Consider the following 22,339-nt stretch of genomic DNA (forward strand, 5'->3'; position numbering starts at 1 on the left):
GCAGCCGCTCGATCACCTTGGTCATACATGTGGCGCAGCCCCTCGGGGACACTGGCCCAGCGGTGATTCAGCAAGTGAACGGTTGCAGTACGCGACATACTCACATGCCGCTTCCCGCGGGGTCCACGGCGGCCAGTACGTTGCGGCTGAAGATCTACGGTGCCTAGGCATTTCGGAGCCGTCGCAGTATCCGCACATGCCTATGGGCGAGTCCTTCAGCGGCGCGTTGCCCTGGCTCGGCGGGCCAGGCTACTAGCGGCGCAGGATGGTCTCCCGCGCCACGCGGGACAGCTTCTCCGGGTTGCGTACGGAGTAGAGGCCGGCGATGAGCCCGTTGTTGACGTGGACGGCGATCACGGTGTCGATCTCGCCGTCGAGCCGCAGGACCAGGGCAGGGTAGCCGTTGATGGCGGCGGGCTCGGCCGACATTTCGCGGCCGAGCCGGGGGAGGGAGGCCGCCAGTAGGGCGGCGACCGCATCCGAACCCGTGATCGGTTGCAGTGCAGCTTGTTTGATGCCGCCGCCGTCTCCGAGGAAGACGACGTCCGGGGCGAGCCTGTCGAGAAGGCTTTGGACGTCGCCGGTTTCGATGGCGCGGTGGAATGCCTCCACGGCGTCGCGTGCATCGGTGGGGGATACGCTGCCGCGGGGGCGGCGGGCGGTGACGTGTCCTCTTGCGCGGTGGGCGATTTGACGGACCGCGGCCGGGGATTTGCCTACGGCGTCGGCGATTTCGTCGTAGTCGAGGTCGAAGACCTCGCGGAGGACGAAGACAGCTCGTTCGGTCGGGGCAAGGGTTTCCAGAACCAACAGCATGGCCATCGACACGCTGTCGGCGAGCTCCACATCCTCGGCCACGTCGGGTGCGGTGAGCAGCGGTTCGGGTAGCCAAGGACCGACGTAGGATTCCCTGCGGCGGCCCAGGGTGCGCAGCCGCATGAGGGACTGGCGGGTGGTGATGCGGACCAGATATGCGCGGTGCTCCCGCACGGTGGACAGGTCGACGCCGATCCACTTCAACCAGGTCTCCTGCAACACATCCTCGGCGTCGGCTGCCGAGGCGAGCATCTCGTAGGCGATGGTGAACAGCAGATTCCGGTGTGCCACAAACGTTTCTGTGGCGGTGTTGCCAGGCTCGCTCATCAGTACTTCCCGTCCGTTCGATCGTTCCTCTCGCGGACATGAGATGCCGGCCCCGGCCGCTTTGTGACAGTCCGGCGCAGTGGGATGGCTCACAGCGTAGCCCTGTCACGCGGCTGGCACGGTCGGCATCTCATGGTCGTCAAGCACAACGACACGACCCGAAGGACGATGTCATGGAACCCCGTTTCAACCTTTTCACCAACGACCTCGGCGCCAAGTTCGCGAAGCGATTCGGCAATGCCAGCATGGTGATCGTGCAGTCCGAACTGCCTAGGGCCACACAGGATCTGGTGATGCTGCGCGTCAGTCAGATCAACGGCTGCGCCTACTGCACCGATGTGCACAGCAAGGATCTCGCACATGCCGGTGAACCCGCGGTGCGCCTCAATCTGCTCGCCACCTGGCGCGAGGCGACGGTCTACACCGACGCCGAGCGGGCCGCACTCGCACTGGCCGAGGAAGGCACCCGCATTGCCGACGCCCACCCCGGCGTCTCCGACGAGACCTGGGCTCAAGTTCGCAAGCACTACGACGGCGACCAAACGGCGGCCCTGGTCGCCCTGGTCGCGCAAATCAATGCCGCCAACCGACTCGGCGTTATTGTCCGTCAGCAGGGCGGCTCCTACAAGCCCGCTGACTGATCACACAGGAGTGCCTCGAGCCCGCTGGACCGAACCGCGCGACCGAGCGGAGCCGAACGCACTGCTATGCCGTCCACCACTGACCGAACCGGCCAGTGGTGGACGCGATTTGCGGGCATCGAGCCTGTTGGCTCATGCTACGAGCTGTGCCAGGATCGGATGTGCGATGACGAGGTTGATCCTCAGTGCGCTGGGGGTGCTGGTGATTGCGCAGGCAACGGTGGGCTGCGCCAGTGAACCCAGCGGCGACAATTCGGCAGTGAGGACATCGCAAGTCGTGCAGAATGATTCAGTGAATGGTGTGCTGCCTGAAGATGAATCACTTTTTGTGCGAACAGATTTCACTGATGACGCTGCGTGGCGCGCGATAGTGGAGGCGGTGAATAAGTCGTATCAGCCCGAGGGGCTCGAGCTGATGTATGGGCTCACCGTGGTTGACGATCCCGCGTTCGCCAATGTCACGATCGACGGCTTCGAGAAGCTGCTGACGTCGCAATCCTATGTCTACATCGTTGACGAGCAGGCCATCCGGCATCCGGAGCATCCGATCCTCGTCGTTGATCACACTGGCTTGGGTGAGCCCGGCCCGGGCTTGCCGACGTTTCGAATTCTGCCGCGCGAAGTAGGCCTGGTGGAAGTCAATCTCACGTTGGCGAACATGGACTTCGAAGACTTCGCGTATTCCGTTGACGCTGACGGAGTATTCCGCGGCTTCGGAGACTGAGCACCGCTGCCGAATATCGCGTCGACTACGAACGCGGTCGGAGGCGCGGAACCATGCCGACTTCGCGGAGGTACTTATACCAGGGATCTGTGCGCCACCATCGCGTGCTCCAGGTTTTGCGTGGACCGTGGATGTCGGGGTAGCGCGCGCCCAACGCGACGGTGTCGATGAACTCGGGGATGCTGTCGCAGCTGATGACGAAGCCGCTGTCCATGTTGTGGCGGAAATACAGGTAGTCATAGATCGACGCGCTGCCGGTGTCGAGATCGAGCAGGATGTACTCGGCTCCGGCCCGGCCGATCTCGATGAAGTCGCCGGGGCGGGCGATTTCTCCGAAGGCATCGATCGGCTGGCGGGGGCGAAAGTTGTTGGCGGGGTGGAAGTCCAGGTCACCGAAGGTTGGGCAATCGGAGATTTCGTAGAGGGCGCGAAGTCCGTCCGGGTAGTGCTCGGGTAGGGAGATGCCCGGTCTCAGACCGAGGCGGCGGCCGGACTGCTCTGCGATACGGCGAGTCGTGAGCCGGTCCAGCACGTCGACCGCGCCGCGTTCGCGGAGGAGCGCGATCTTCGCGTGCATCGCCTGTAGATGGTCGGCGTCGAAAGCTGGGCTGGACACGCTCGCGAATTCCCTTGAGGCACATGGTGAGCGATCTGCTCGCCGACAATATTGCCTCGCAGCGTATCTCGGCGAGACGGAGATCTCCGAGCGGGTCGGTCAACATTCCATCAGGGCATCGAGTCGACCGACAATCGCGCGGAGCTCACGGGCCCCGCGTGGTGACATTGCCGCGATCACGACGTCGAGGAGTTGTCGGGCTTCTACTGGACTGCCACAACAGAAGTCGTGCACATCGCCGTACTCGTAGTAGAGCCACAGTTCGCGCGCTGGAAGGCGAACGTGGTTCTTCCATAGGCGCACGGCCCGTCCGACGTCCCCCGGCTGTAGGTAGTTCCGGGTGCGTTCCAGGCGGCTGATTTCGGCTAGCGCTGACGGAGACAATCCGTCGATGACCGGCGTGTCGCTATGGGATCTGGGTCGCAACGCAACGCGGGCGCGGATCGCGCGTGGGCGGTTACGCGGCATGGGCCTTTCGGCTGGAGTTCATGTCAAACATGGTGCCATCATACGGACCCAGCGAACGCACGCTATCGATGCGTGGAGCGCGGTCATCAGCCGCGCCGCCGATCCACCATCTGCCGTGCGGGAGCGCACGACATCGCCAGCATCGTGGGAATTGTGCTGAACCACCGCTGATAGTCCGTCCATTCGCTCTCCGGAATATCATTGCGCGGCAAAGAAAGTGGCTCATGAATACCGGTGATGACCAAACCATGCGCGGTCAGTTTCTCGGCGTACCACGACAACGGGCGATGGTAGTGACGGTGCCCACCGAAGGACTCGATCCAGCGCGTTTCCTGCTCCAGATAACCGGTGACCTTGCGATAGCGTTCCCTGCCGGAGTCGTCGTCGATGACCTTGTGGTTGAAGAAAGCCGGATGCAAAATCGAGAACACGAACACACCTGTGTCCGGCAACGCCGCGGCGATATCGGCGAACAGGCGGTCCAGAACCGGAATGTCCATCAAGACCATATGCGCGACGATTCTGTCGTATCGGCGAGCCGGATCAGGTAGTCCAAGGGTGAGATCGTACTGATGGAAGTCGATCTCGGGATAGTCCGATCGGGCAGTGGTCAGCAGCGACTGGCTGCCGTCGATGCCTGTGACACGCGCTCCTGCCTGTCGTATCTGTTCGGCCAGCCACCCGTGCCCGCACCCCAGGTCCAAAATGTCGAGATCGTCGACGGAACCCAGTCGGGACCACAAGAACCCGTGCATCCGCCGATAGAAGCTATCCCCGGGTCCGGACACCGTTTCGGTGTAGGCGGTGGCGGCGGTGTTCCACAAACGCAGATCATCGGAACTGTTCGTCACCGCCAAAGCTTGCCCCGCACGACCGCATCGATCAACGTGTTTGCGGCAGTCCTGGCCGCTGGAGTGCCGAATGTGTGAAGCCAGGTGGTCCAGGCGTCGGTGAACTGTCGGAAGAACGGCAGCGACTGTGCGTTTCGGCTTCCGTGGGATGACAGCTGTCTAGGTTCCTGGCGGATCGAGTCCGATGTCGTCGGTCCATGGACGTGTCATGCCCGACCCAACACGGAACGCACTGTTGGATCGATTGTCGACAAGTCGCAGCTATCGCCTGCGCTTGCGGATGCGGGGGAGCTCGAGGACGAACGGAATCTCTGGCGCACGTCCACGAACATTCGTGAACCGCTCGACTTCCTGACGAAACCTCGCACGCCCGCCCGACAGCCGACGGCAATCCCAGTACTGGCCGAGTATCGCCAACGCGTCCTCATGAGAGAGCACGAACGGTGGACGGTCGCGGTAGTACCGACCCGTCAGTGTCACGTCCGTCTCGGTGATCACCGCGAACCATCCATTGCCGGATTGCTCGTACATCTCCGCGGCGTCGACGTGATCCCTGCGGGTGAGCCGGGTCAGCAGATCCACCAATTCCACAATCCCACGCGCTGTTTGGACGTCGTCGATCAACCACAGGGCTCCCGCCACCGCGGCCGTCATCTTGCCCGCGTGTTCTTCCGACAGCTCTGTGTAGCCACCCCGAACGTCGAAGAGCTTCTCCGGCACCATGATCCGATTCTGGCAGTGTGGAAGTTCGAACCACGGGTGAGCCATTGATGTGTCCACTCCTGTCGCGCTGACCGAACCGGCAGAGGAATGCTGTCAGACATCGCTGTTACGTTGACACGAGGATTTCGCTTCAAACCCTTGGAGAGGGTGCATGTACGACGCACGGCTTGCTGAGTTCTCCCGCGAGCGGCTGGACGGTCGGCCAATCCCAGACGATCTGCGGGTGCTGCTGGTGGCTCAGTGGGAAGGCCGGACTGAGTTCTCTGATCTGCTCGACCTCGACTTCTTCGAGGCGGGGGAGGTTCACCCGCTCCTGGACACCAGCTACATGAGCGAAGCGTCGCTCGCGGATCCGGAGACGCAGGCCGAGAACGCCGGAGCCGCGGAGTTGGCCAGGTATCTCAAGCTCGTGGCCAAGGGTGGAAAGGGTTGGGTCGGTTACTGGTTGCATCCGGACGAGCCTTCCGAACGCGCTTGGCGCCCCATAGTTTTGGACACCGAGTTCACCTTCTGGGGATTGCCCGGCCTCAGCCTCGCCGAGGGAGTGGCTGCCGAGCAGGCGGGTTACCAGAACGAGCCCGACGAGCGAATCGCGTTCGCGCGCTTGGCCACCGAACTCGCCGGGCTCGGCCTGTCACTGAGCACTCAGGACTTTGACGCCCTCGACGACTCCGGGCTCACGGTGGACCCGGAGGAGTTCCTGGAGGAACTGGTCGAAGCAGAACGTGAGAAACGCGGACTTCCCTGACCTGATATCTCGGGGCCCCGCCGGCCGCCACGGGCCTGGCCGGGACGCACATGATCGCGACCCGGCCCGCAAACACCAGACACATCGCGTTGTCCCGCAACGGGGTTACCGGTTGCTGCTTCGACGTACTGACCAGGTGATCGTGAGCGCACAGGTCAGGGGAACCCGAGTTGATCATGTAGATTTCGGTGTTCGCATTAACTGTTTGGAGCGTGGCATGGGGATTGTCGACGGGTGGCGGGGTCAGCGGAGTATGGCGCGCGGCGCGGAGGAGATGTGGCCGAGTGTGGCCGCAGAGTCGTGGGAGTGGTTTGCCGAGGAATTGACGTGGTTGCTGTTTTCGCTGCCGTCTTCCGGGCGAGTGGCGTTGGACGGCAACGGGATTCGATACGCGCAGTTCGGCTGGGGTGATGACGGATTGCGATGTGAACTCGTCGGCGGCTCGCGTCAATTTTCTCCGCAAGGGTGCGACTTCCTCCGGGCGAACGGATGGACGCCCCCGGCGGCCGGTCATCCGGAGGCTTGGGTCCAGGTCCTGTCGTGGCCGATCCGGCACGACGCATACAGCGGCCTGGTGAACGCGGTGGCCGCGGTGCTCCGCGGCGAATTCGGGTTGGGGCTCGCCGTCGAAACCGCCGCCGTGGGCTGGATCGACGGCACTGATGAGGAGTTCGATACCGGCGGACTGGCGGGCTTACTCAGTCGCGACGATCTGAGCGCGCAAGGGCCGCAGCCGATCAGCGAATTTCTCCAGGGGCGTCGTGAAGACATCGCCGCCAAAGTCGCGTTCGCGAGGCAGACGCACGAAGCGCGTATGGACGCGGCCCTGCGCTACTGCACCCACAACGGGTACCAGGTGCTGTCCGGCGGTGACAAGACATGGCCGGTGCGCGACCGGACCGCCGATATCATCGCTCTCGCCGAACCCGATTTGCTGGTGGTGATCGATGTCTACCTCGATATCGAGTCGATGGCGGACTATCCCTCGTTGCAGGTCGATTCCGCCGAGATGGAATACGACCAACTGTTCGCTATAGTCGAGGCCGATCCTGATCTTGCCGCACGACGGCCCGACGTGCCGAAAGGTGTTGCGGCGGGCCGAATTCAGGTGCAGTACGTGCGCATGATTATCGATGAAGACTGGGACTGTCAGGTCGCGACATATCCGCCTGCCTCCGCCACCGCCTCCGGACCGGAGACGCCGGGCGGGCCGTGGTACCCGCTGCTGAAGCCCGCCGACTAGGAACACCGTCACCGGATTACCCACTGGGCCACCACGTCTGGCATCGTGCCGATCATCGTGCTTGCCGTCAATACCGACTCCGGTTACCAGGTAGAGGGTTTCGGCGACGACGTCGACAGCGATGCGCTGCTGGCCGAGGCGATGGCGAATCTCGCTGACCTGGAATACGACTGGGACGTCTCGGAACTCCACGGCCTCCCGATCGCCACGTCCTCCGGCGAGGATTTCTCGGCTGAGAAGGTGCTCGACCCGCAGCACATGCTCCGTGCCCATCGGGCTTTGGGTACGGACAAACTCTTGGTCGCCCTCCCGCGTCGAACCTGCCTGATGGCAGTACCTTTCGACCTCGATCCGCAACAGGCCATGCTCTTCCAGCGCCTGGTCCGGACCACCTACGAGGACGATTCCTACGGCCACGCGCCAATCACGAGTGGCGCGTACATCGTCGAAAACGGTCGCGCGAGGAATTTCCTCGCAGACCTGTAAGGCCGCACCCCGCGTGACTGAAGGTGGCCAGCACGCTGAAGATCAACGGCCCCGGGGCATCTCGGGGCCGTCAGCGGTCGGATGAGCGGTACCGCATGATTGCCAACACGAACCAGGCAACGAGTGCGACCAGAGCCAGGGCCCATCCGATGGTGGCGCTGGGTCCTGCGGTGATCAGCATGGGCAACAGAACGCCGAGAATGACAACGACCAGGCATACGCCGCTGACCAGCCGGAAAGCTTGTCGGGAAATCACTCGGAACTCCTCCTCGTTTCGCCCGCCGAATCCGCCACACCTGTCTTGATTTTGCCTGATCAGGGGCCCTGCGCCGGGCACGCGGCAACGGCGTGCCCGGCAGAGAATTCGCGGATCTCATCGTCGTGCGTGGCACCGCGGAAAGTCAGCTGGAAGGCGCGAACCTCTGCTATTGCCGATTTCGGAGTCCGATTTGGCTAGTCTGTTGATCGGTCGGAACGTTGGATAGGACGGGATGAGTTCACCTGTTGGCAGAGACAGATGGCTTGATTTGCTCGAGCGGTTCGCCGAGCAGAAGCGGCGGCTTCGGGAAGCCGGCGATCTCGAAGAGGACAGCCATCCGAATACTGGTGCGACACAGGCTCAATTGGTGGCTGCGGAGCAGCGGCTCGGCCGCCCTTTGGACCCGCAACATCGAGAACTGCTGTCGGTGGCCGACGGTTGGGGGTACTTCAACCTCTTCTACTCGTTGCTCGGCACTGCTGAGATCGGTGTGGGCGCGCGGTGGGCGTCGGGTGTGGAATCAGCGCGAATTTGGTTCGAGACCGAGGAATGGGATGAAGAGATCGGTGCACGCACCGATGCCGAGGATTACCACCAGCTGGTAACCAGCGACAATGGCTACTTCAGCACAGCCTTCGTATTCGTTGGTGAATCGGCATCCCTGCCCACCGGTTCCGTTGTCCAGCTACCGCCCGAGGACAACGACACCTACCCGGACCTGTACAGCTATTTGACTGCCAAAGTTGATGAGATCGCGAAATATGCGTAGACCTTGGTGGATTCACCTCGACGCCGGGTAGTCGAGATCCCAAGTATGGTAGCGATCGAAACGCACTGTCTTTCATCGATGGAATAGGTCGATTGGGGCGTGAAGTTTCGAAGTATGAACGGTAGCAACAGATTTCAGTCAGTCGATGAGCCCCCGCGCAATCGGTAGATCAGGCGGCCGCCGAACGTGGCCGACAATGGTGCGAAAAGCCAGGCGTACCACACGTACGGACTGAGCCAGGCGAGTGCGGCCGTGGCGAAGAAGACTGCGGCGACCGCGAACGAAGCGTCTGCGCTGGAACGGATGTCGGCCGCGGCGATGCCCTCGGCGAGTACGGATCGTCGTGCGGCCAGCTCCCGCACCACGCCTTCGCTGGCGAACAGTAGTCCTGCCGTCACGGCGAAGAGGCAGACGGCGAGACTGTTGTCCGTCGCGTGGCCGAATACCGCTGTCGAATAGGGAAGGATCGCGACCAGGAGCAAGAGGGGCGCGTGCCAGGCGAGGGTGAGCCTATCCAGCAGCGACACCTCGTAGATCAACGTGTGATGGCGACGCCATACCGACCACAACAGGAAGAACGCGACTACGAACGCCACGAACGAGGCCCGCTCGTGCCAGAGGAATGACGCCAGGGCGCCGGTATCGACCAGGTCCTCGTCCTGCGGCCGCTTGATCTCGACGACCAGCAGCGTGATCGCGATCGCGAGGACGGCGTCGGCGAATGCGCCGATGCGGTGCGGTGACCAGCCGGTGGCGTGGCCGTTCGCGTCGTGGTGAAGCGACATCGGAGTCTCCCGGGGTTATGCGCGGGCGGTGGCGAGCGAGGGCTGCTCGGCGTTGGCGAGCCGCTGTGAACGGAGCGCCAGGATGATCATGACAGCGGGAAAGAGTATGTCGCAGACCAGAACTCCGCCTGTGTTGCCAGGAGCGTGGTCGCCGTTGGCGAACCACTGGTAGACGTGGCCGATTGCCGCGCCCCACAGGAACATTCCGGCGCCGAGGCCGATGGTGATGCGCTCACGGGCGCCGGCCGAGACGGCGCGGAAACCCATGACCGCGAGTCCGAAGTTGGCGAAGGCGATCTCGAACTGGAACGGGGTGCGGTCGAAGCCGATCGCGGTCGCCATTACGTCCGGGGCGGTGAGGAAGGCGAAGGTCATCCATAGGCTTCCGCAGCCGAGTGCCGCCACGGCCCACCAGCGCTGCCAGGTTTCGAGAGTGGCTGCGCGCGAGGGGCTGTGCCGGGTTCGGACCAGTGCGCCGACAATCGCGATCACTATCCACACCAAGGGGAAAGCCGACTGGGCAAGGTACGACATCGCGTTCATACCTCGAGTGTTGCATGGTTAATATTAACCACGCAACACTATGTCCATCGGGGCAGGTTTACCGCCGCGGCTCCAGAAGCTTTGCCAGCGCCGCGGTGTCGCGCAGGTACTGCTCATACGGGAACCCTGCTTCGAGCAACGCGTCGCGCAACTCGTTCTGGAGCGGCCTGTCGCTGCCGTGAAAGGCATCGCGCCCGGCTTCAGTGGTGCGCACCAACCGTCGCCGCGCATGCTCCGGGTCGGTCTCGACCGCGACGAACCCGGCCGTCTCCAGCGGCCGCAAGGCCCGGCTGACCGCTGGATCCGATACCGCCAACGCCTGCGCCAGCTGATGCTGGGTCACCGGCTCGATCTCCTCCAGCATTCCCAGCAGGCGGATCTGGCTATAGGTCAAAACCCCGTCCTCGCCCCCGCGCCGCCGCGCGGCCTCCCCGAGCAGATACACCACGCGATGCAGTAGGTCTCCGAGTCCATCGTCCACGAATCGAACGTATCAGAGTCTTGCCTGGTTAACATTCATCGGACCTGGTCGGGAGGCAATGAATGTTGGGACCGAAATATCCCGAAGTCGCTTACGGGTTGGTTCGTGTGCTCAGCGTCGCTCCGGCGGCGAGCAAAAGGCGTGCGATGACTTCCATTTCGACAAGTGTCCCTTCGATCCCGAGGCCCAGGAGTTGATCGGCGAGGGAGCGGGCCTCGGTTAGGGAGAGGGAGCGCGCGTGGCGTAGGGCCTTCATGGCGGATGCTGTTGTGATGCTGCCGTTTTCGACCTGGAGCACGGTGGAGCCGTTCGTTTTCAGTAGTGCGTCGCGCATGGACGGTGTTGGATCGATGCCGCAGGCCCACCAGAGGGATTCGCAGGTTGGGCACTGGGCCTCGAGATCCCATCGGTGATCGTTGCCTACGAGTGCCTCGGTCAGTGAAGAGTCGAACACTGTTTGGCAATCGCTGCAATGGATTGGGTATGGCGCGGATTCGAGTACGGTGTCCGTCACTGTTGAATCCTAAGCAATCCGGAATGTTCTGTATTGCCAATATCGGTCGGTCGGTTGGACGCCGATTGGGTTGGCCGCCTGTGAAGTTGGGGATCGGTTCATTCCGCCAGGAAGGGCAGTATCAGGTTGAGGAGTTCTTGGGGGCGGTCCAGTGGGATGATGTGGCCACAATCCGGAATGACTTGTCCCACAAGGCTATCGGTGAAGGGGCGGAGCTGGCGTTCCAACGCGTCGCCGACGGGGTGGGCGCCGATTGCCAGGGTGGGTGTGGTGAGGCGGGTGGCTTGCGCGGCGTGCTCGAGTTGGTGGGCGGTGGTCGGGAGTGCGCGGTAGTAGGAGAAGGCGCAGCGTAGGGCGTCTGGTTCGGTGTAGGCATCGATGGAGGCGTCGTGGATGTCCGCGCGCACGCCCCGGCCGCGGGTGCCGGTGGTGAGGAACCATTCGATGTACCGTGCCTCGTTGCCGAGTAGGACCGTTTCGGCGAGGCCGGGGACGGCGTGGAAGCCGAACCACCATGGCGGACCGGCGGCGAGGAAGTGTTCGGCGCCGGGGAGTTTGCCCAGCAGTGCTTCCATGACCACCAGCCGGTGTATCCGGTCGGGGTGGGTCAGGGCGAGTAGGACCGCGACCGGGGTGCCCGCGTCGATCGCGACGACGGACGCGGTGGGTTCGCCCAGCGCATCGAGGATTCCGGCGATATCGGCGGCCAGTGTGCCCGCGTCGTAGCCGTCGGGTGCGCGGGTGGTCGCGCCGAATCCGCGCAGGTCCGGGGCGATGACCCGGTACTGCTCGGACAGTGGGCCGATGATCTCGCTCCAGAGTCGCCAGGTGTGCGGAAAGCCGTGCAGCAGAACGACTGCGGGGCCGGAACCGGCGAGGGCGACGTTGGCGCGGATGCCATTGGTGTCGACTTGGCGCAGTTCGATGGGGGTGGCTGGCGGTGTTGTGTGGGTCATGAGGCCTCCAGGTGGTTACGATTGGTTACCAGAAAACGGTAGGTAACCTCCGGTGCCCTGCCAAGAAGGCACTTCGACGACAGGTGGTGAGGTTCAGGTGACTACCCGAGCAGCGCACGCGACGGCACCGGCTCGCGGTGATCTGTTCGATTGCCAATGCCCGACCCGCCAATTGCTGGACCGCATCGGCACCAAATGGACATCGATGGCGGTCAAGGTCCTCGCCCAGGCCGACCCGGGCGAGGTGCGCTTCGCCGAGCTGCGGCGGCGTATGCCCGGCGTATCGCAGAAGATGCTGTCGGTGACCCTGCACAACCTGGCGCGGGACGGTCTGGTCACCCGTCGGGTGGAGCCGACGGTGCCACCGCGCGTGCACTACCGGCTCACCGAATTGGGCCTGTCCCTGGAGATCCCGTTGGCGGCGTTGCGCACCTGGGCCGAGGATCACATGGCCGAAATCGATCAAGCCAACAGCGTCAACGACGCACACGCCGAGTCGGCCGCCACCGAATAGCGACCGACCCCATCGGTGTCAGGTACTCGACGTGCTCTTGGTCGACGACGAACTGCTCGAGCTCGAGGACGACGAGCTCGACGAAGAGGAGCTCGAGGAGGACGATGCGGTCGATGCCGCGGCGGTGGTCGTGGGCGGGGCGAAGTTCACCGTCAGTTCCAGCGAGGCGCCCAGAGTGATCGAGGTGATAGAGCCGATACCGAGCTTGTGGCCGTGATCGATTGCCAGATAGGCCGGTCCGCTGCCGTTGGTCGAACCCAGTAGCGCGTAGAACTGCTCATCGGTCGGGTACCAGGTATCGAGCGGCACGTCATCGGAATCGGCGAGGTAGCGCAGATGATTGTGGACCCCCACGATCGTGCCGCCGGTGGCTTGCTCCTGCACCACCGAGTGCAGCACGGGCAGTGGTCCCGTGGTCGTTGCCGCGCGCCGATACAGGTAGAAGTAGATGTCCGAACAGTTCAACGGCTCACCGTCGACCCGATTGAGCCCCCACACGAGCAGGCGATTGGCCGCGGGCAGCGCGGTGATGTCGTAGAGCGATTCGGTGGAGCCCGTCCATCGCACTTCCTCTGCCCTGCCGGTCGGCGATTTTGTGATGGGCTTGTCGATCGTCGTAATCCCGTACCTGCTCGTGAACACGGCTTGTTTGGCGCTGACAAGCGCCTCGCGTGTGGTGTCGGACCGCGTCGCGGCGGTAGCGATGGCAGCGACCAGTCGGCGGCCCCTGCCAACGCAGCGGTTGTAGGTTTCTTCCCACGTTGCGTGGTACGTCTGTGCTCGCGCGCTTTGCCGGAAGCTGGTTGCGACGTCCACATCGACGGGGGGAGCGTCGGGAATGCCGGCGTCATCGGCTGTCGCCACGCCGGTGCCTGTTGTCGTAGGTGCTGGGACTGTGGGGGTTTCGGTGGCCAAGGGCGCGTCTGGGGCAGGCGGCGCGGGCGGAGTATCGGTCGTAGGGGCCTTCGGAGCGGCTTCTCCCTTGGGACTGGACATGAGTTTTCACTCCTACCGACGAGCAAACTTTCTGTGCTCGAATTGTGCACTGCGAGAAGTCTTTTGCGCGGCGCATCGCGGAAGAGAACCGCCTGGTACGGCTCTGCCCTGACCGAATAGGTCGGGGCAGAGCCGTGGACGATCAGACGGTGATCGGGGACTAGGGCAGGGTTTGGAGGATGCCCTCGGATTTGATTGTCCGGTTGCCCGAACCCGGGGTACTGCACTCCCAGAGCACTGTTGCGCTGGGTGGGAACTGGAGGTCCACCGATGCCTGCCACGGCGTTGAATCCAGCATCGCGGAGCCCGTGGATATCGGTTTACGGCTTATGCGGGCGGACTGGGTGACGGGTGGGAGCAGGCTCATGCCCTTGCAGGTCCAGCCCGAGCCGTCGGCGGGGGCGTCGACGTGGATGACACCGCCCGGCATGAGGGTGATCAGCGGCGGTTCCGGGGTGGACCCGCTACCCGAATTCGCCGCGAAACCTGTTTGCGCTCCGCTGATTCCCAGCGACACCAGCGTCGCCGCCAGCACCCCCACGCGGAAAACGTTCCGTACCAAAGCAACTCCCTAACTCGCGTACAACGCGCCGAACACGCGTGCGGCAGCAAATGTACTCGATACCGATGACACGACCGATGAGGCGACTCCTCGAAAGGTCAACGGACCGTGCCGATCTGACTCGTTGCGATGTTCAGGTATTTGAGACTCGGAGGCCATCTTTATCAGTATCGGGACACCGCAGTGGTGCTCGATCCAGTTGCGATCCGAAGGGATCCGGCGATTCGGATATCGCGTGAACTTTCGGTGAAGTCTGCCAACGCGGGGTTGCGCGACGGCCATCGCCGCGGGTTCGCTCGCGGTATGCCCAAGCCCGCACGATACGCATCCGTGGTTTCCGGATATCGGTCGCTCGAACCGATGATGTGGATCTGGGTCGTATGCGCCGCATTGGTCGCGGCATCAATCGCCGCACCCCGAATCGCAGTGGCCGAAGTACCCGTGCTGCCCTTGCCGCGAGCGCACGCGCATAACGACTATCTGCACGGCCGCCCGCTGTATGACGCTGTGGAACAAGGCTTTACAAGCGTCGAGGCGGACGTGTACCCGGCGCTGGGATCCAGTGACCTGCCGGTGGCGCACGCGCCGTGGGAGATTCGCCTGGACCGTACGCTGCGCACGCTATACCTCGATCCGCTGCGACGGCTGGTCGCGGAGAACGGCGGGACCGTCCTTCCCGGGTATCACGGGGAGTTCCAGTTGCTCATCGAAATCAAATTCGACGCGCCGGATGTCTATCGGGTCCTCGATGCCACGCTGCGCGACCCGGCCTACGACGGGTTGTTCACCCGCTACACCGATGGTCGAGTCGAGCGCGGTCCGGTCACCGTCAGCGTGCTGACCGCGTTCACCAGCGGTACCGAGATGCGAGCGACCATGGCCGCGCAAACCACGCGCAGCGCCTTCGCGGTCGGCGCGCCCGAGGATCTCGGCACCGGCCTGCCCGCCACCCTGATGCCCGAGGTCGAAGCCGATTGGACCAGGCTGTTCTCCTGGGGCGGCGTCGGCCCGATGCCGGAGGGACAACGACGGGCACTGCAAGACCTGGTCGATCGCGCGCACGGCGAAGGTAAGCGGGTGCGCTTCTGGGGTGCTCCCGACGAGCCCGGACCGGCCCGAAAAGCCCTGTGGGACGAGGAATTCGACGCCGGTGTCGACCGGCTCTCCACCGATCACCTGTCCGAACTCGCCGATTACCTCCGTTCGCGGCAGTAGTGTGCGGTCAGGCGGCCGAGGTCGGAACGTAAGGGATGTTCTGAGAGCTGTTGTCGTCCACGCTGATCGGCCGACCCAGCTGCGGAAAAGCGCGCTGCGCGCAGTCGGTGCGCTCGCAGACCTTACAACCCGCGCCGATGGGAACCGCGGTGCGCGGATCCTCGATGGGCAGGCCGTGGGAGTACACGAGCTTGTCGGCGTAAGCGAGATCGCAACCCAGGCCGATGGCGAAATCGCGTTTGGGGGACAGGTATCCGGGTGCCTTCTCATCGGTGGTGCGCGCCAGCCACAGGTAGTTGCGCCCATCGGGCATCTGCGCGATCTGGGTGCGAATGCTGCCGGGCGTGGAGAAAGCTTCGTGCACCACCCACAGTGGGCAGCTGCCCCCGACACGCGAGAAGTGGAATGCGGTGGCGGACTGACGTTTCGAGATGTTCCCGGCGCGGTCGGTGCGGACGAAGAAGAAGGGAACCCCGCGCTTGCCGGGGCGTTGCAGGGTCGAGAGCCGATGGCAGACGGTTTCGAACCCGACCTCGAATTTCGTTGCGAGCATTTCGATGTCATAGCGCAGCGTCTCGGCCGCATCCCAGAACTGGGTGTACGGCAGGATGAGCGCGCCCGCGAAATAGTTGGCCAAACCGATGCGCAGCAGCCCACGTGAATGTTCGGGCATGGTCTCGGCCTCGTCGATGAGGTCGGCGATGACCGCGGGCTGGGTGAGAAACGCCAGCTGCGTGGCCAATTGGAACGCGCGCTGGCCGGTGGTGAGCCGCCGTGCCAGGGTCAGGATTCGGGTGGCGGCCTCGTAAACCCGTTTGGGGCCGGGCTGATTCGGATCGTCGGTCCGGATGACCACGGTGATGTCATGCTGCTCGCGCAGCAGCCGGGTCAACTGCAAATCCATCCCGCCCAGGCTCAATCCATTGCGGGAGAACAGTTCCTCGGCCGCGGTATCGAGTTCGGGAATGTGATTGCGCCGATCATAGAAGTAGTCGCGCACATCCTCGTACGGCATGGCGATCGTGGAATCATTTGTCGCACCGTCGATTCCGGCTGAGACCCGTTCCATCTGCTCGGTGGTCCCGCGCAGCCGCCGATGCAGCCCCACCAGCACCCGAGCCGCCGCCGGGACCCGGGCGACCAGGTCGTCGATCTCGGCGGTGGTGATCGTCGTCCCGTCGGGATCCTCGGCGAACACATCCTGTAGATCGGCGATGAGCCTGGCATCGGTATCGGCGGCGAAGAACCCCATGTCGAGGTCGAAGCGTGAGTTCAGGCGCAGCAGCACCGGCACCGTCAACGGCCGCTGATCATGTTCGAGCTGGTTGATGTAGCTGACCGAGAGCTCGAGCGCCTTGGCCATCGCCGATTGGGACAGGCCACGCTGTTCCCGCAGCGTGCGCAAGCGTGCCCCCGCATACATCTTCTGCATGACCCCAATCTAGCAATACCGATTTCCACAACTTTCACACTTTCACAACTTCGCTTCCACAAAAATAGGCATTTGCGGGGGATATGCGCCGGTCGCGGCGCTGTGTAGCGTGCGAAATGCATCGGTGAAAACAAATCCCTGGAGGACTCTGACCGTGAAGAATCATCTCGTTCGCACCCACCGCTCCGCCGAGACCTTCCCCCGCGAAGAGCACCTTGCCTGGCGGATCGCCGAGGTTGCCGCGGACGCCGTTGAGGTCGGCGCGGAGACCGAAGAGATGATCGTCAACCGGATCATCGACAATGCCGCCGTCGCCGCCGCGTCCATCACCCGCCGCCCGGTCGCCAACGCTCGCGCCCAGGCGCTGAGCCACGCGTATCAGCCCGGCGCAACGGTTTTCGGCGTCGGCGGCTCGTACTCGCCCGAATGGGCGGCGTGGGCCAATGGAGTCGCGGTGCGCGAGTTGGACTTCCACGACACCTTCCTGGCCGCGGAGTACTCGCATCCGGGTGACAACATCCCGTCCATCCTCGCGGTGGCCCAGCACACTGGACGCAATGGCCGGGACCTGATCCGGGGTCTGGCAACGGGTTACGAGATCCAGGTCGATCTGGTGCGCGCGATCTGCCTGCACGAGCACAAGATCGACCACGTCGCACACCTGGGCCCGTCTGCCGCCGCCGGTATCGGCACCCTGCTCGGCCTCGACACCGAGACCATCTACCAGGCCGTCGGCCAGGCCCTGCACACCACGACCGCCACCCGCCAGTCCCGCAAGGGCGAGATCTCAAGCTGGAAGGCGTACGCCCCGGCGTTCGCGGGCAAGATGGCCGTGGAGGCCGTGGACCGCGCCATGCGCGGCGAAGGTGCGCCCTCGCCCATCTGGGAGGGCGAGGACGGCGTGATCGCGTGGCTGCTGGGCGGTCCGAGCGCCGAGTACTCGGTGCCGCTGCCCGGTCCGGGCGAGCCCAAGCGCGGCATCCTGGACACCTACACCAAGGAACACTCCGCCGAATACCAGAGCCAGGCCCCGATCGATCTGGCGTTCCGGCTGCGCGAGCGCATCGGTGATCTGAGCCAGATCGCCTCGATCGTGCTGCACACCAGCCACCACACCCACTATGTGATCGGCACCGGCTCGAACGACCCGCAGAAGTTCGACCCCAAGGCTTCTCGCGAAACCCTCGACCACTCGATCATGTACATCTTCGCGGTCGCGCTGCAGGACGGCACCTGGCATCACGAGCGGTCCTACGCGCCCGAGCGCGCCCAGCGTCCCGACACCATCGAGCTGTGGAACAAGATCGCCACCGCCGAGGATGCCGAATGGACCCGGCGCTACCACTCGACCGATCCGAACGAGAAGGCCTTCGGCGCGCGCGCCGAGGTCACCCTCAAGAGCGGTGAGGTCATTATCGACGAGCTGGCGGTCGCGGACGCACACCCGCTGGGCGCCAAGCCTTTTGCCCGCGATCAGTACATCGCCAAATTCCGCACCCTGGCCGAGGGTGTTATCGAGACCGCCGAACAGGATCGTTTCCTCGAGGTGGCCCAGCGCGCGGGCGAGCTGTCCGCGGGTGAGTTGTCGGAGCTCACCTTCACTGTCTCGGCGGATGTGCTCGCCCGCGCGCCCAAGTCCCCGAAGGGATTGTTCTGACATGACCGGACTGCTCGCTGCCACCACATCGGCCGCCGATAAGCGACTCGCCTTCAAGACGGGGCTGAACTCGGGCAGGATTCAGCGCCTGCCCGGTGCGTTCAATCCGTTGGTGGCCAAGCTGATCCAGGAGATCGGGTTCGAAGGCGTCTACGTCTCGGGCGCGGTGCTCTCGGCGGATCTGGGGCTGCCCGATATCGGACTGACCACCTTGACCGAGGTGTCCGGGCGCGGTCAGCAGATCGCCCGGGTCACCGATCTGCCCGTGCTCATCGACGCCGACACCGGCTTCGGTGAACCCATGAGCGCGGCGCGCACCGTGACGGTGATGGAAGACGCCGGGATCGCGGGCATGCACCTGGAGGATCAGGTCAATCCCAAGCGCTGCGGGCATCTCGACGGCAAAGCCGTTGTGCCGGTGGAGGATATGCTGCGCCGCTTGGGCGCGGCCGTGGCAGCGCGCCGCGATCCGAACTTCATCATCTGTGCCCGCACCGACGCCGCCGGGATCGAGGGCATCGACGCGGCCATCGAACGCGCCAAGGCCTATGCCGACGCGGGTGCGGACCTGATCTTCACCGAGGCGCTCAATACCGAAGCCGACTTCGAGAAGTTCCGTGCCGCGGTCTCGATTCCCTTGCTGGCCAACATGACCGAGTTCGGCAAGTCCGAACTCATCGCGGCGGCCACGCTGGAGAAGATCGGTTACAACGCGGTCATCTACCCGGTGACCACGTTGCGACTGGCCATGTACGCCGCCGAGACCGGACTGCGCGAGATCTTCGCCAGTGGAACCCAGGCCGAATTGCTCGATCGGATGCAGCACCGCAGCCGCCTCTACGAGTTGCTGCAGTACGAGCGCTACAACGAATTCGATTCCGACATCTTCAATTTCACTCTGGGAAGGAATCAGTGATGACGGATACCACGGTACCGGCCATCTACAAGGGTCTCGCCGGCGTTGTCGTCGATACCACCGCGATCTCCAAGGTCGTGCCCGAGACCAACTCGCTGACCTACCGTGGCTACGCGGTCCAGGATCTGGCTGCCAACTGCAGTTTCGAACAGGTCGCCTACCTGCTGTGGTACGGCGAACTGCCCAATGACACACAGCTGGCGCAGTTCCTGCAGCAGGAACGCGCGTCGCGGCGCGCGGATCGTTCACTGCTGTCGCTGGTGACCAAGCTGCCGGAGAACTGCCATCCGATGGATGTGGTGCGCACCGCGATCAGCTACCTCGGCGCGGAAGATCCCGCCGAGGACGACAATTCGCCGAAGGCCAACCGCGCCAAGGCGCTTCGCATGATGGCGGTGCTGCCCACCATCGTGGCCGCCGATCATCGGCGGCGTCACGGCCTCGATCCCATTGCCCCGCATTCGCATCTGGGATTCGCGGAGAACTTCCTGAACATGTGCTTCGGGAAGGTTCCGGCCCCGGAGCTGGTCAAGGCGTTCGAGGTTTCGCTGATCCTGTACGCGGAGCACAGTTTCAACGCCTCCACCTTCGCCGCGCGCGTGGTCACCTCCACGCTGTCCGATATCTACAGCGCGGTTACCGCCGCCATCGGTGCGCTCAAGGGCCCGCTGCACGGCGGTGCGAACGAGGCGGTCATGCACGACATGATCGAGATCGGCGATCCGGCGCTCGCGGCGGAGTGGATGCGAAACAAGCTGGCGCACAAGGAAAAGGTGATGGGCTTCGGCCACCGGGTCTACAAGAACGGTGATTCGCGGGTGCCGACCATGAAGAAGGCCTTCGTGGACATCGCCGCCGCCACCGGCGGGCAGCAGTGGGTGGCCATGTACGAGATCCTCGAGCGCACCATGGTCGAGGCCACCGGCATCAAGCCGAACCTCGACTTCCCCACCGGCCCAGCGTATTACCTGCTCGGATTCGATATCGAGGTGTTTACGCCCATCTTCGTGATGAGTCGCATCACCGGCTGGACCGCGCACATCATCGAACAGGGCGAATCCAACGCCCTGATCCGGCCGCTGAGCGAATACGTCGGTGTGCCACAGCGTTCCGTCGTCGCCTGACAGCCCCCGGCACGACATTCCCGGACGGCCCGCACTCACCCGTGCGGGCCGTCCTTCTTTTCCATTGCGGCATACCGTCGCCGCCCTGAACCATTGAGGTGGACCGCCCTATGTTCTCGAAAGTCCTGGTGGCCAATCGCGGTGAGATCGCCATTCGCGCGTTCCGTGCCGCGTACGAGCTCGGCGCGCACACGGTCGCGGTGTTCCCCCATGAGGATCGCAATTCTCCGCACCGGCTCAAGGCCGATGAGTCGTATCAGATCGGCGCTATCGGGCATCCGGTCCGGGCGTATCTCTCGGTCGGTGAGATCATCGCGGCTGCAAGGCAATCCGGTGCGGACGCGATCTATCCGGGGTACGGATTCCTCTCGGAGAATCCGGATCTGGCCGCCGCGTGCGTTGCCGCGGGGATCACGTTCGTCGGTCCCTCGGCGCATGTGCTGGAGCTGACGGGTAACAAGGCGCGGGCCATTGCCGCCGCCAAGGCCGCGGGGCTGCCGGTATTGGCCTCGAGTGAGCCGTCCTCGGATGTGGAGTCACTCATGGCGGCTTCGGAATCGATGGAGTTCCCGGTCTTCGTCAAGGCGGTCGCGGGTGGTGGTGGGCGCGGTATGCGCCGGGTGGCCGATAAGGCGCAGTTGCGTGAGGCCATCGAGGCCGCGGCGCGTGAGGCCGAGTCCGCGTTCGGTGATGCGACGGTGTTCTTGGAGCAGGCGGTGATCAATCCTCGTCATATCGAGGTGCAGATTCTGGCTGATCAGCAGGGCAATGTGATTCATCTGTACGAGCGGGATTGTTCGTTGCAGCGGCGGCATCAGAAGGTCATCGAGATGGCTCCGGCGCCGAATCTCGATCCGGAACTGCGGGACCGGATTTGCGCGGACGCGGTGGCGTTCGCCAAGGAGATCGGCTACTCCTGCGCGGGTACCGTGGAGTTTCTGCTGGATGAGCGTGGCAATCATGTGTTCATCGAGATGAATCCGCGTATCCAGGTCGAGCACACGGTGACCGAGGAGATCACCGATGTGGATCTGGTGCAGTCGCAGATGCGGATCGCTTCGGGTGAGTCGTTGGAAGATCTTGGGTTGAGCCAGGATTCGATTGTTATTCGTGGTGCGGCGTTGCAGTGCCGGATCACGACCGAGGATCCGGCCAATGGTTTCCGGCCCGATACCGGTCGTATCACCGGTTACCGGTCCCCGGGTGGCGCGGGCGTCCGCCTCGACGGCGGTGCGAACGTGGGCGCGGAGGTCGGTGCGCATTTCGACTCGATGCTGGTCAAACTCACGTGCCGTGGAAGGGATTTCCCCACCGCCATTGGTCGCGCCCGCCGCGCGGTCACCGAGTTCCGCATCCGTGGCTTGGCCACGAATATCCCTTTCCTGCAAGCCGTTCTGGACGATCCCGCGTTCCGTGCGGGACGTGCCACGACCTCGTTCATCGATGAGCGACCCGAACTGCTCACCCGCAATGTCTCGGCCGATCGAGCCTCCAAGATCCTGGACTATCTGGCCGATGTCACGGTGAACAAGCCGCACGGCAACCGCCCCACCGCCGTGTATCCCCACGACAAACTGCCCGCCATCGATCTCGCTGCCACTCCGCCGCCGGGAACCCGGCAGATCCTGCTCGAGCGCGGCCCGGAGGGATTCGCGCGCTGGCTGCGCGAACGCAAGGGCGTCGCGGTCACCGACACCACGTTCCGTGACGCGCACCAGTCGCTGCTGGCCACTCGGGTGCGTACCAGCGGACTGCTCGCGGTCGCCGGACACGTGGCGCGCATGACTCCCGAGCTGCTATCCATCGAATGCTGGGGTGGCGCAACGTATGACGTGGCGCTTCGGTTCCTGTACGAGGATCCGTGGGAGCGTCTGACGGCGCTGCGTGAAGCGGTGCCGAACATCAACCTGCAGATGCTGTTGCGCGGACGCAATACCGTCGGTTACACGCCGTACCCCGAAAAGGTCACGCGC

Annotated in this window: 25 protein-coding genes; 12 read left to right on the top strand and 13 right to left on the bottom strand. The window is 64.0% G+C overall.

Features of this window, described 5'->3' with window-relative positions:
* Positions 1-252 precede the first annotated feature (252 nt).
* The gene (locus ACFVUS_RS31290; protein ID WP_387774582.1) at positions 253-1,143 is read right to left on the bottom strand and encodes an RNA polymerase sigma-70 factor; all 891 of its coding nucleotides are present in this window, start codon (positions 1,141-1,143) and stop codon (positions 253-255) included.
* 173 nt (positions 1,144-1,316) lie between these two features.
* Here ACFVUS_RS31290 and ACFVUS_RS31295 point away from each other — a divergent pair, with 173 nt between their 5' ends.
* Positions 1,317-1,784 carry a carboxymuconolactone decarboxylase family protein gene (locus ACFVUS_RS31295; protein WP_387774585.1) on the top strand — a complete coding sequence of 156 codons (468 nt, stop codon included), beginning with the start codon at positions 1,317-1,319 and terminating at the stop codon, positions 1,782-1,784.
* A gap of 166 nt (positions 1,785-1,950) precedes the next feature.
* Positions 1,951-2,508: a DUF6924 domain-containing protein gene (locus ACFVUS_RS31300; protein ID WP_387774588.1), complete on the top strand. Its 558-nt coding sequence runs from the start codon at positions 1,951-1,953 to the stop codon at positions 2,506-2,508.
* 25 nt (positions 2,509-2,533) lie between these two features.
* On the opposite strand, the gene ACFVUS_RS31305 is transcribed toward ACFVUS_RS31300, so the two are convergent.
* The 3 genes from ACFVUS_RS31305 to ACFVUS_RS31315 all read right to left on the bottom strand — a co-directional run bounded on the left by ACFVUS_RS31305 (position 2,534) and on the right by ACFVUS_RS31315 (position 5,166).
* Positions 2,534-3,085: a hypothetical protein gene (locus tag ACFVUS_RS31305; RefSeq protein ID WP_387774591.1), complete on the bottom strand. Its 552-nt coding sequence runs from the start codon at positions 3,083-3,085 to the stop codon at positions 2,534-2,536.
* A gap of 593 nt (positions 3,086-3,678) precedes the next feature.
* The gene (locus ACFVUS_RS31310; protein WP_387774594.1) at positions 3,679-4,443 is read right to left on the bottom strand and encodes a class I SAM-dependent DNA methyltransferase; all 765 of its coding nucleotides are present in this window, start codon (positions 4,441-4,443) and stop codon (positions 3,679-3,681) included.
* A gap of 261 nt (positions 4,444-4,704) precedes the next feature.
* On the bottom strand, positions 4,705-5,166 hold the full coding sequence (locus ACFVUS_RS31315) for a hypothetical protein (protein ID WP_387774597.1): 462 nt from the start codon (positions 5,164-5,166) through the stop codon (positions 4,705-4,707).
* Positions 5,167-5,317: 151 nt separating this feature from the next.
* Here ACFVUS_RS31315 and ACFVUS_RS31320 point away from each other — a divergent pair, with 151 nt between their 5' ends.
* From ACFVUS_RS31320 to ACFVUS_RS31330, 3 genes are all read left to right on the top strand, one after another.
* Positions 5,318-5,914 carry a hypothetical protein gene (locus ACFVUS_RS31320; protein ID WP_387774600.1) on the top strand — a complete coding sequence of 199 codons (597 nt, stop codon included), beginning with the start codon at positions 5,318-5,320 and terminating at the stop codon, positions 5,912-5,914.
* Positions 5,915-6,200: 286 nt separating this feature from the next.
* The gene (locus ACFVUS_RS31325; RefSeq protein WP_387774603.1) at positions 6,201-7,157 is read left to right on the top strand and encodes a hypothetical protein; all 957 of its coding nucleotides are present in this window, start codon (positions 6,201-6,203) and stop codon (positions 7,155-7,157) included.
* Between the two features lie 45 nt (positions 7,158-7,202).
* Positions 7,203-7,643: a hypothetical protein gene (locus tag ACFVUS_RS31330; RefSeq protein ID WP_387774606.1), complete on the top strand. Its 441-nt coding sequence runs from the start codon at positions 7,203-7,205 to the stop codon at positions 7,641-7,643.
* Positions 7,644-7,713: 70 nt separating this feature from the next.
* Here the strand turns inward: ACFVUS_RS31330 and ACFVUS_RS31335 are convergent, their stop codons facing one another.
* Positions 7,714-7,899, bottom strand: a complete 186-nt coding sequence (locus ACFVUS_RS31335; RefSeq protein ID WP_387774609.1) for a hypothetical protein — start codon at positions 7,897-7,899, stop codon at positions 7,714-7,716.
* Between the two features lie 235 nt (positions 7,900-8,134).
* On the opposite strand from ACFVUS_RS31335, the gene ACFVUS_RS31340 reads away from it, so the two are divergent.
* Positions 8,135-8,671, top strand: a complete 537-nt coding sequence (locus ACFVUS_RS31340; RefSeq protein ID WP_387774612.1) for a hypothetical protein — start codon at positions 8,135-8,137, stop codon at positions 8,669-8,671.
* Positions 8,672-8,805: 134 nt separating this feature from the next.
* Here the strand turns inward: ACFVUS_RS31340 and ACFVUS_RS31345 are convergent, their stop codons facing one another.
* From ACFVUS_RS31345 to ACFVUS_RS31365, 5 genes are all read right to left on the bottom strand, one after another.
* Positions 8,806-9,456, bottom strand: a complete 651-nt coding sequence (locus tag ACFVUS_RS31345) for a TMEM175 family protein (protein ID WP_387774615.1) — start codon at positions 9,454-9,456, stop codon at positions 8,806-8,808.
* Between the two features lie 15 nt (positions 9,457-9,471).
* Positions 9,472-9,999, bottom strand: coding sequence for a DUF6790 family protein (locus ACFVUS_RS31350; RefSeq protein WP_387774618.1), 528 nt, complete (start codon positions 9,997-9,999; stop codon positions 9,472-9,474).
* 58 nt (positions 10,000-10,057) lie between these two features.
* The gene (locus tag ACFVUS_RS31355) at positions 10,058-10,480 is read right to left on the bottom strand and encodes a MarR family winged helix-turn-helix transcriptional regulator (protein ID WP_387774621.1); all 423 of its coding nucleotides are present in this window, start codon (positions 10,478-10,480) and stop codon (positions 10,058-10,060) included.
* 91 nt (positions 10,481-10,571) lie between these two features.
* Positions 10,572-10,994, bottom strand: a complete 423-nt coding sequence (locus tag ACFVUS_RS31360; protein ID WP_387774624.1) for a hypothetical protein — start codon at positions 10,992-10,994, stop codon at positions 10,572-10,574.
* Between the two features lie 98 nt (positions 10,995-11,092).
* Entirely contained in the window at positions 11,093-11,950 is an 858-nt protein-coding gene (locus ACFVUS_RS31365; protein ID WP_387774627.1) for an alpha/beta fold hydrolase, read from the bottom strand.
* 97 nt (positions 11,951-12,047) lie between these two features.
* Here ACFVUS_RS31365 and ACFVUS_RS31370 point away from each other — a divergent pair, with 97 nt between their 5' ends.
* Complete coding sequence (locus tag ACFVUS_RS31370) at positions 12,048-12,464, top strand: winged helix-turn-helix transcriptional regulator (RefSeq protein WP_387774630.1); 417 nt, start codon at positions 12,048-12,050, stop codon at positions 12,462-12,464.
* An 18-nt stretch (positions 12,465-12,482) separates the two neighbouring features.
* On the opposite strand, the gene ACFVUS_RS31375 is transcribed toward ACFVUS_RS31370, so the two are convergent.
* Both ACFVUS_RS31375 and ACFVUS_RS31380 read right to left on the bottom strand, forming a co-directional pair.
* A complete protein-coding gene (locus tag ACFVUS_RS31375; protein ID WP_387774633.1) occupies positions 12,483-13,328 on the bottom strand; it encodes a hypothetical protein in 846 nt (281 codons plus the stop codon).
* 292 nt (positions 13,329-13,620) lie between these two features.
* The gene (locus ACFVUS_RS31380) at positions 13,621-14,022 is read right to left on the bottom strand and encodes a hypothetical protein (RefSeq protein ID WP_387774636.1); all 402 of its coding nucleotides are present in this window, start codon (positions 14,020-14,022) and stop codon (positions 13,621-13,623) included.
* Positions 14,023-14,268: 246 nt separating this feature from the next.
* Here ACFVUS_RS31380 and ACFVUS_RS31385 point away from each other — a divergent pair, with 246 nt between their 5' ends.
* On the top strand, positions 14,269-15,237 hold the full coding sequence (locus tag ACFVUS_RS31385; protein WP_387774639.1) for a hypothetical protein: 969 nt from the start codon (positions 14,269-14,271) through the stop codon (positions 15,235-15,237).
* A gap of 7 nt (positions 15,238-15,244) precedes the next feature.
* Here ACFVUS_RS31385 and ACFVUS_RS31390 read toward each other — a convergent pair whose 3' ends face one another.
* On the bottom strand, positions 15,245-16,669 hold the full coding sequence (locus tag ACFVUS_RS31390; protein WP_387774642.1) for a short-chain fatty acyl-CoA regulator family protein: 1,425 nt from the start codon (positions 16,667-16,669) through the stop codon (positions 15,245-15,247).
* Positions 16,670-16,823: 154 nt separating this feature from the next.
* Between ACFVUS_RS31390 and prpD the strand changes: the two genes are divergently transcribed.
* The 4 genes from prpD to ACFVUS_RS31410 all read left to right on the top strand — a co-directional run.
* Positions 16,824-18,326, top strand: a complete 1,503-nt coding sequence (prpD, locus tag ACFVUS_RS31395; RefSeq protein ID WP_387774645.1) for a 2-methylcitrate dehydratase PrpD — start codon at positions 16,824-16,826, stop codon at positions 18,324-18,326.
* Between the two features lies 1 nt (position 18,327).
* A complete protein-coding gene (gene prpB / locus ACFVUS_RS31400) occupies positions 18,328-19,242 on the top strand; it encodes a methylisocitrate lyase (protein WP_387774648.1) in 915 nt (304 codons plus the stop codon).
* Entirely contained in the window at positions 19,242-20,366 is a 1,125-nt protein-coding gene (locus ACFVUS_RS31405; protein ID WP_387774651.1) for a bifunctional 2-methylcitrate synthase/citrate synthase, read from the top strand. The genes prpB and ACFVUS_RS31405 overlap by 1 nt, the downstream gene beginning before the upstream one ends.
* Positions 20,367-20,476: 110 nt before the next feature.
* A partial coding sequence (locus tag ACFVUS_RS31410) for a pyruvate carboxylase (RefSeq protein ID WP_387774654.1) occupies positions 20,477-22,339 on the top strand: 1,863 nt, incomplete at its 3' end.

The sequence above is a fragment of the Nocardia sp. NPDC058058 genome (assembly GCF_042885355.1).
GTDB lineage: Bacteria > Actinomycetota > Actinomycetes > Mycobacteriales > Mycobacteriaceae > Nocardia.

What these genes read in the sequence shown, in the direction of transcription:
- ACFVUS_RS31405 (WP_387774651.1), top strand. Translation starts at nt 19,242, where the DNA reads ATGACGGATACCACGGTACCGGCCATCTACAAGGGTCTCGCCGGCGTT.
- ACFVUS_RS31305 (WP_387774591.1), bottom strand. Translation starts at nt 3,085, where the DNA reads ATGCACGCGAAGATCGCGCTCCTCCGCGAACGCGGCGCGGTCGACGTG.
- ACFVUS_RS31295 (WP_387774585.1), top strand. Translation starts at nt 1,317, where the DNA reads ATGGAACCCCGTTTCAACCTTTTCACCAACGACCTCGGCGCCAAGTTC.
- ACFVUS_RS31320 (WP_387774600.1), top strand. Translation starts at nt 5,318, where the DNA reads ATGTACGACGCACGGCTTGCTGAGTTCTCCCGCGAGCGGCTGGACGGT.
- ACFVUS_RS31345 (WP_387774615.1), bottom strand. Translation starts at nt 9,456, where the DNA reads ATGTCGCTTCACCACGACGCGAACGGCCACGCCACCGGCTGGTCACCG.
- ACFVUS_RS31350 (WP_387774618.1), bottom strand. Translation starts at nt 9,999, where the DNA reads ATGAACGCGATGTCGTACCTTGCCCAGTCGGCTTTCCCCTTGGTGTGG.
- ACFVUS_RS31390 (WP_387774642.1), bottom strand. Translation starts at nt 16,669, where the DNA reads ATGCAGAAGATGTATGCGGGGGCACGCTTGCGCACGCTGCGGGAACAG.
- ACFVUS_RS31290 (WP_387774582.1), bottom strand. Translation starts at nt 1,143, where the DNA reads ATGAGCGAGCCTGGCAACACCGCCACAGAAACGTTTGTGGCACACCGG.
- ACFVUS_RS31300 (WP_387774588.1), top strand. Translation starts at nt 1,951, where the DNA reads ATGACGAGGTTGATCCTCAGTGCGCTGGGGGTGCTGGTGATTGCGCAG.
- ACFVUS_RS31315 (WP_387774597.1), bottom strand. Translation starts at nt 5,166, where the DNA reads ATGGTGCCGGAGAAGCTCTTCGACGTTCGGGGTGGCTACACAGAGCTG.
- ACFVUS_RS31340 (WP_387774612.1), top strand. Translation starts at nt 8,135, where the DNA reads ATGAGTTCACCTGTTGGCAGAGACAGATGGCTTGATTTGCTCGAGCGG.
- ACFVUS_RS31365 (WP_387774627.1), bottom strand. Translation starts at nt 11,950, where the DNA reads ATGACCCACACAACACCGCCAGCCACCCCCATCGAACTGCGCCAAGTC.
- prpB (WP_387774648.1), top strand. Translation starts at nt 18,328, where the DNA reads ATGACCGGACTGCTCGCTGCCACCACATCGGCCGCCGATAAGCGACTC.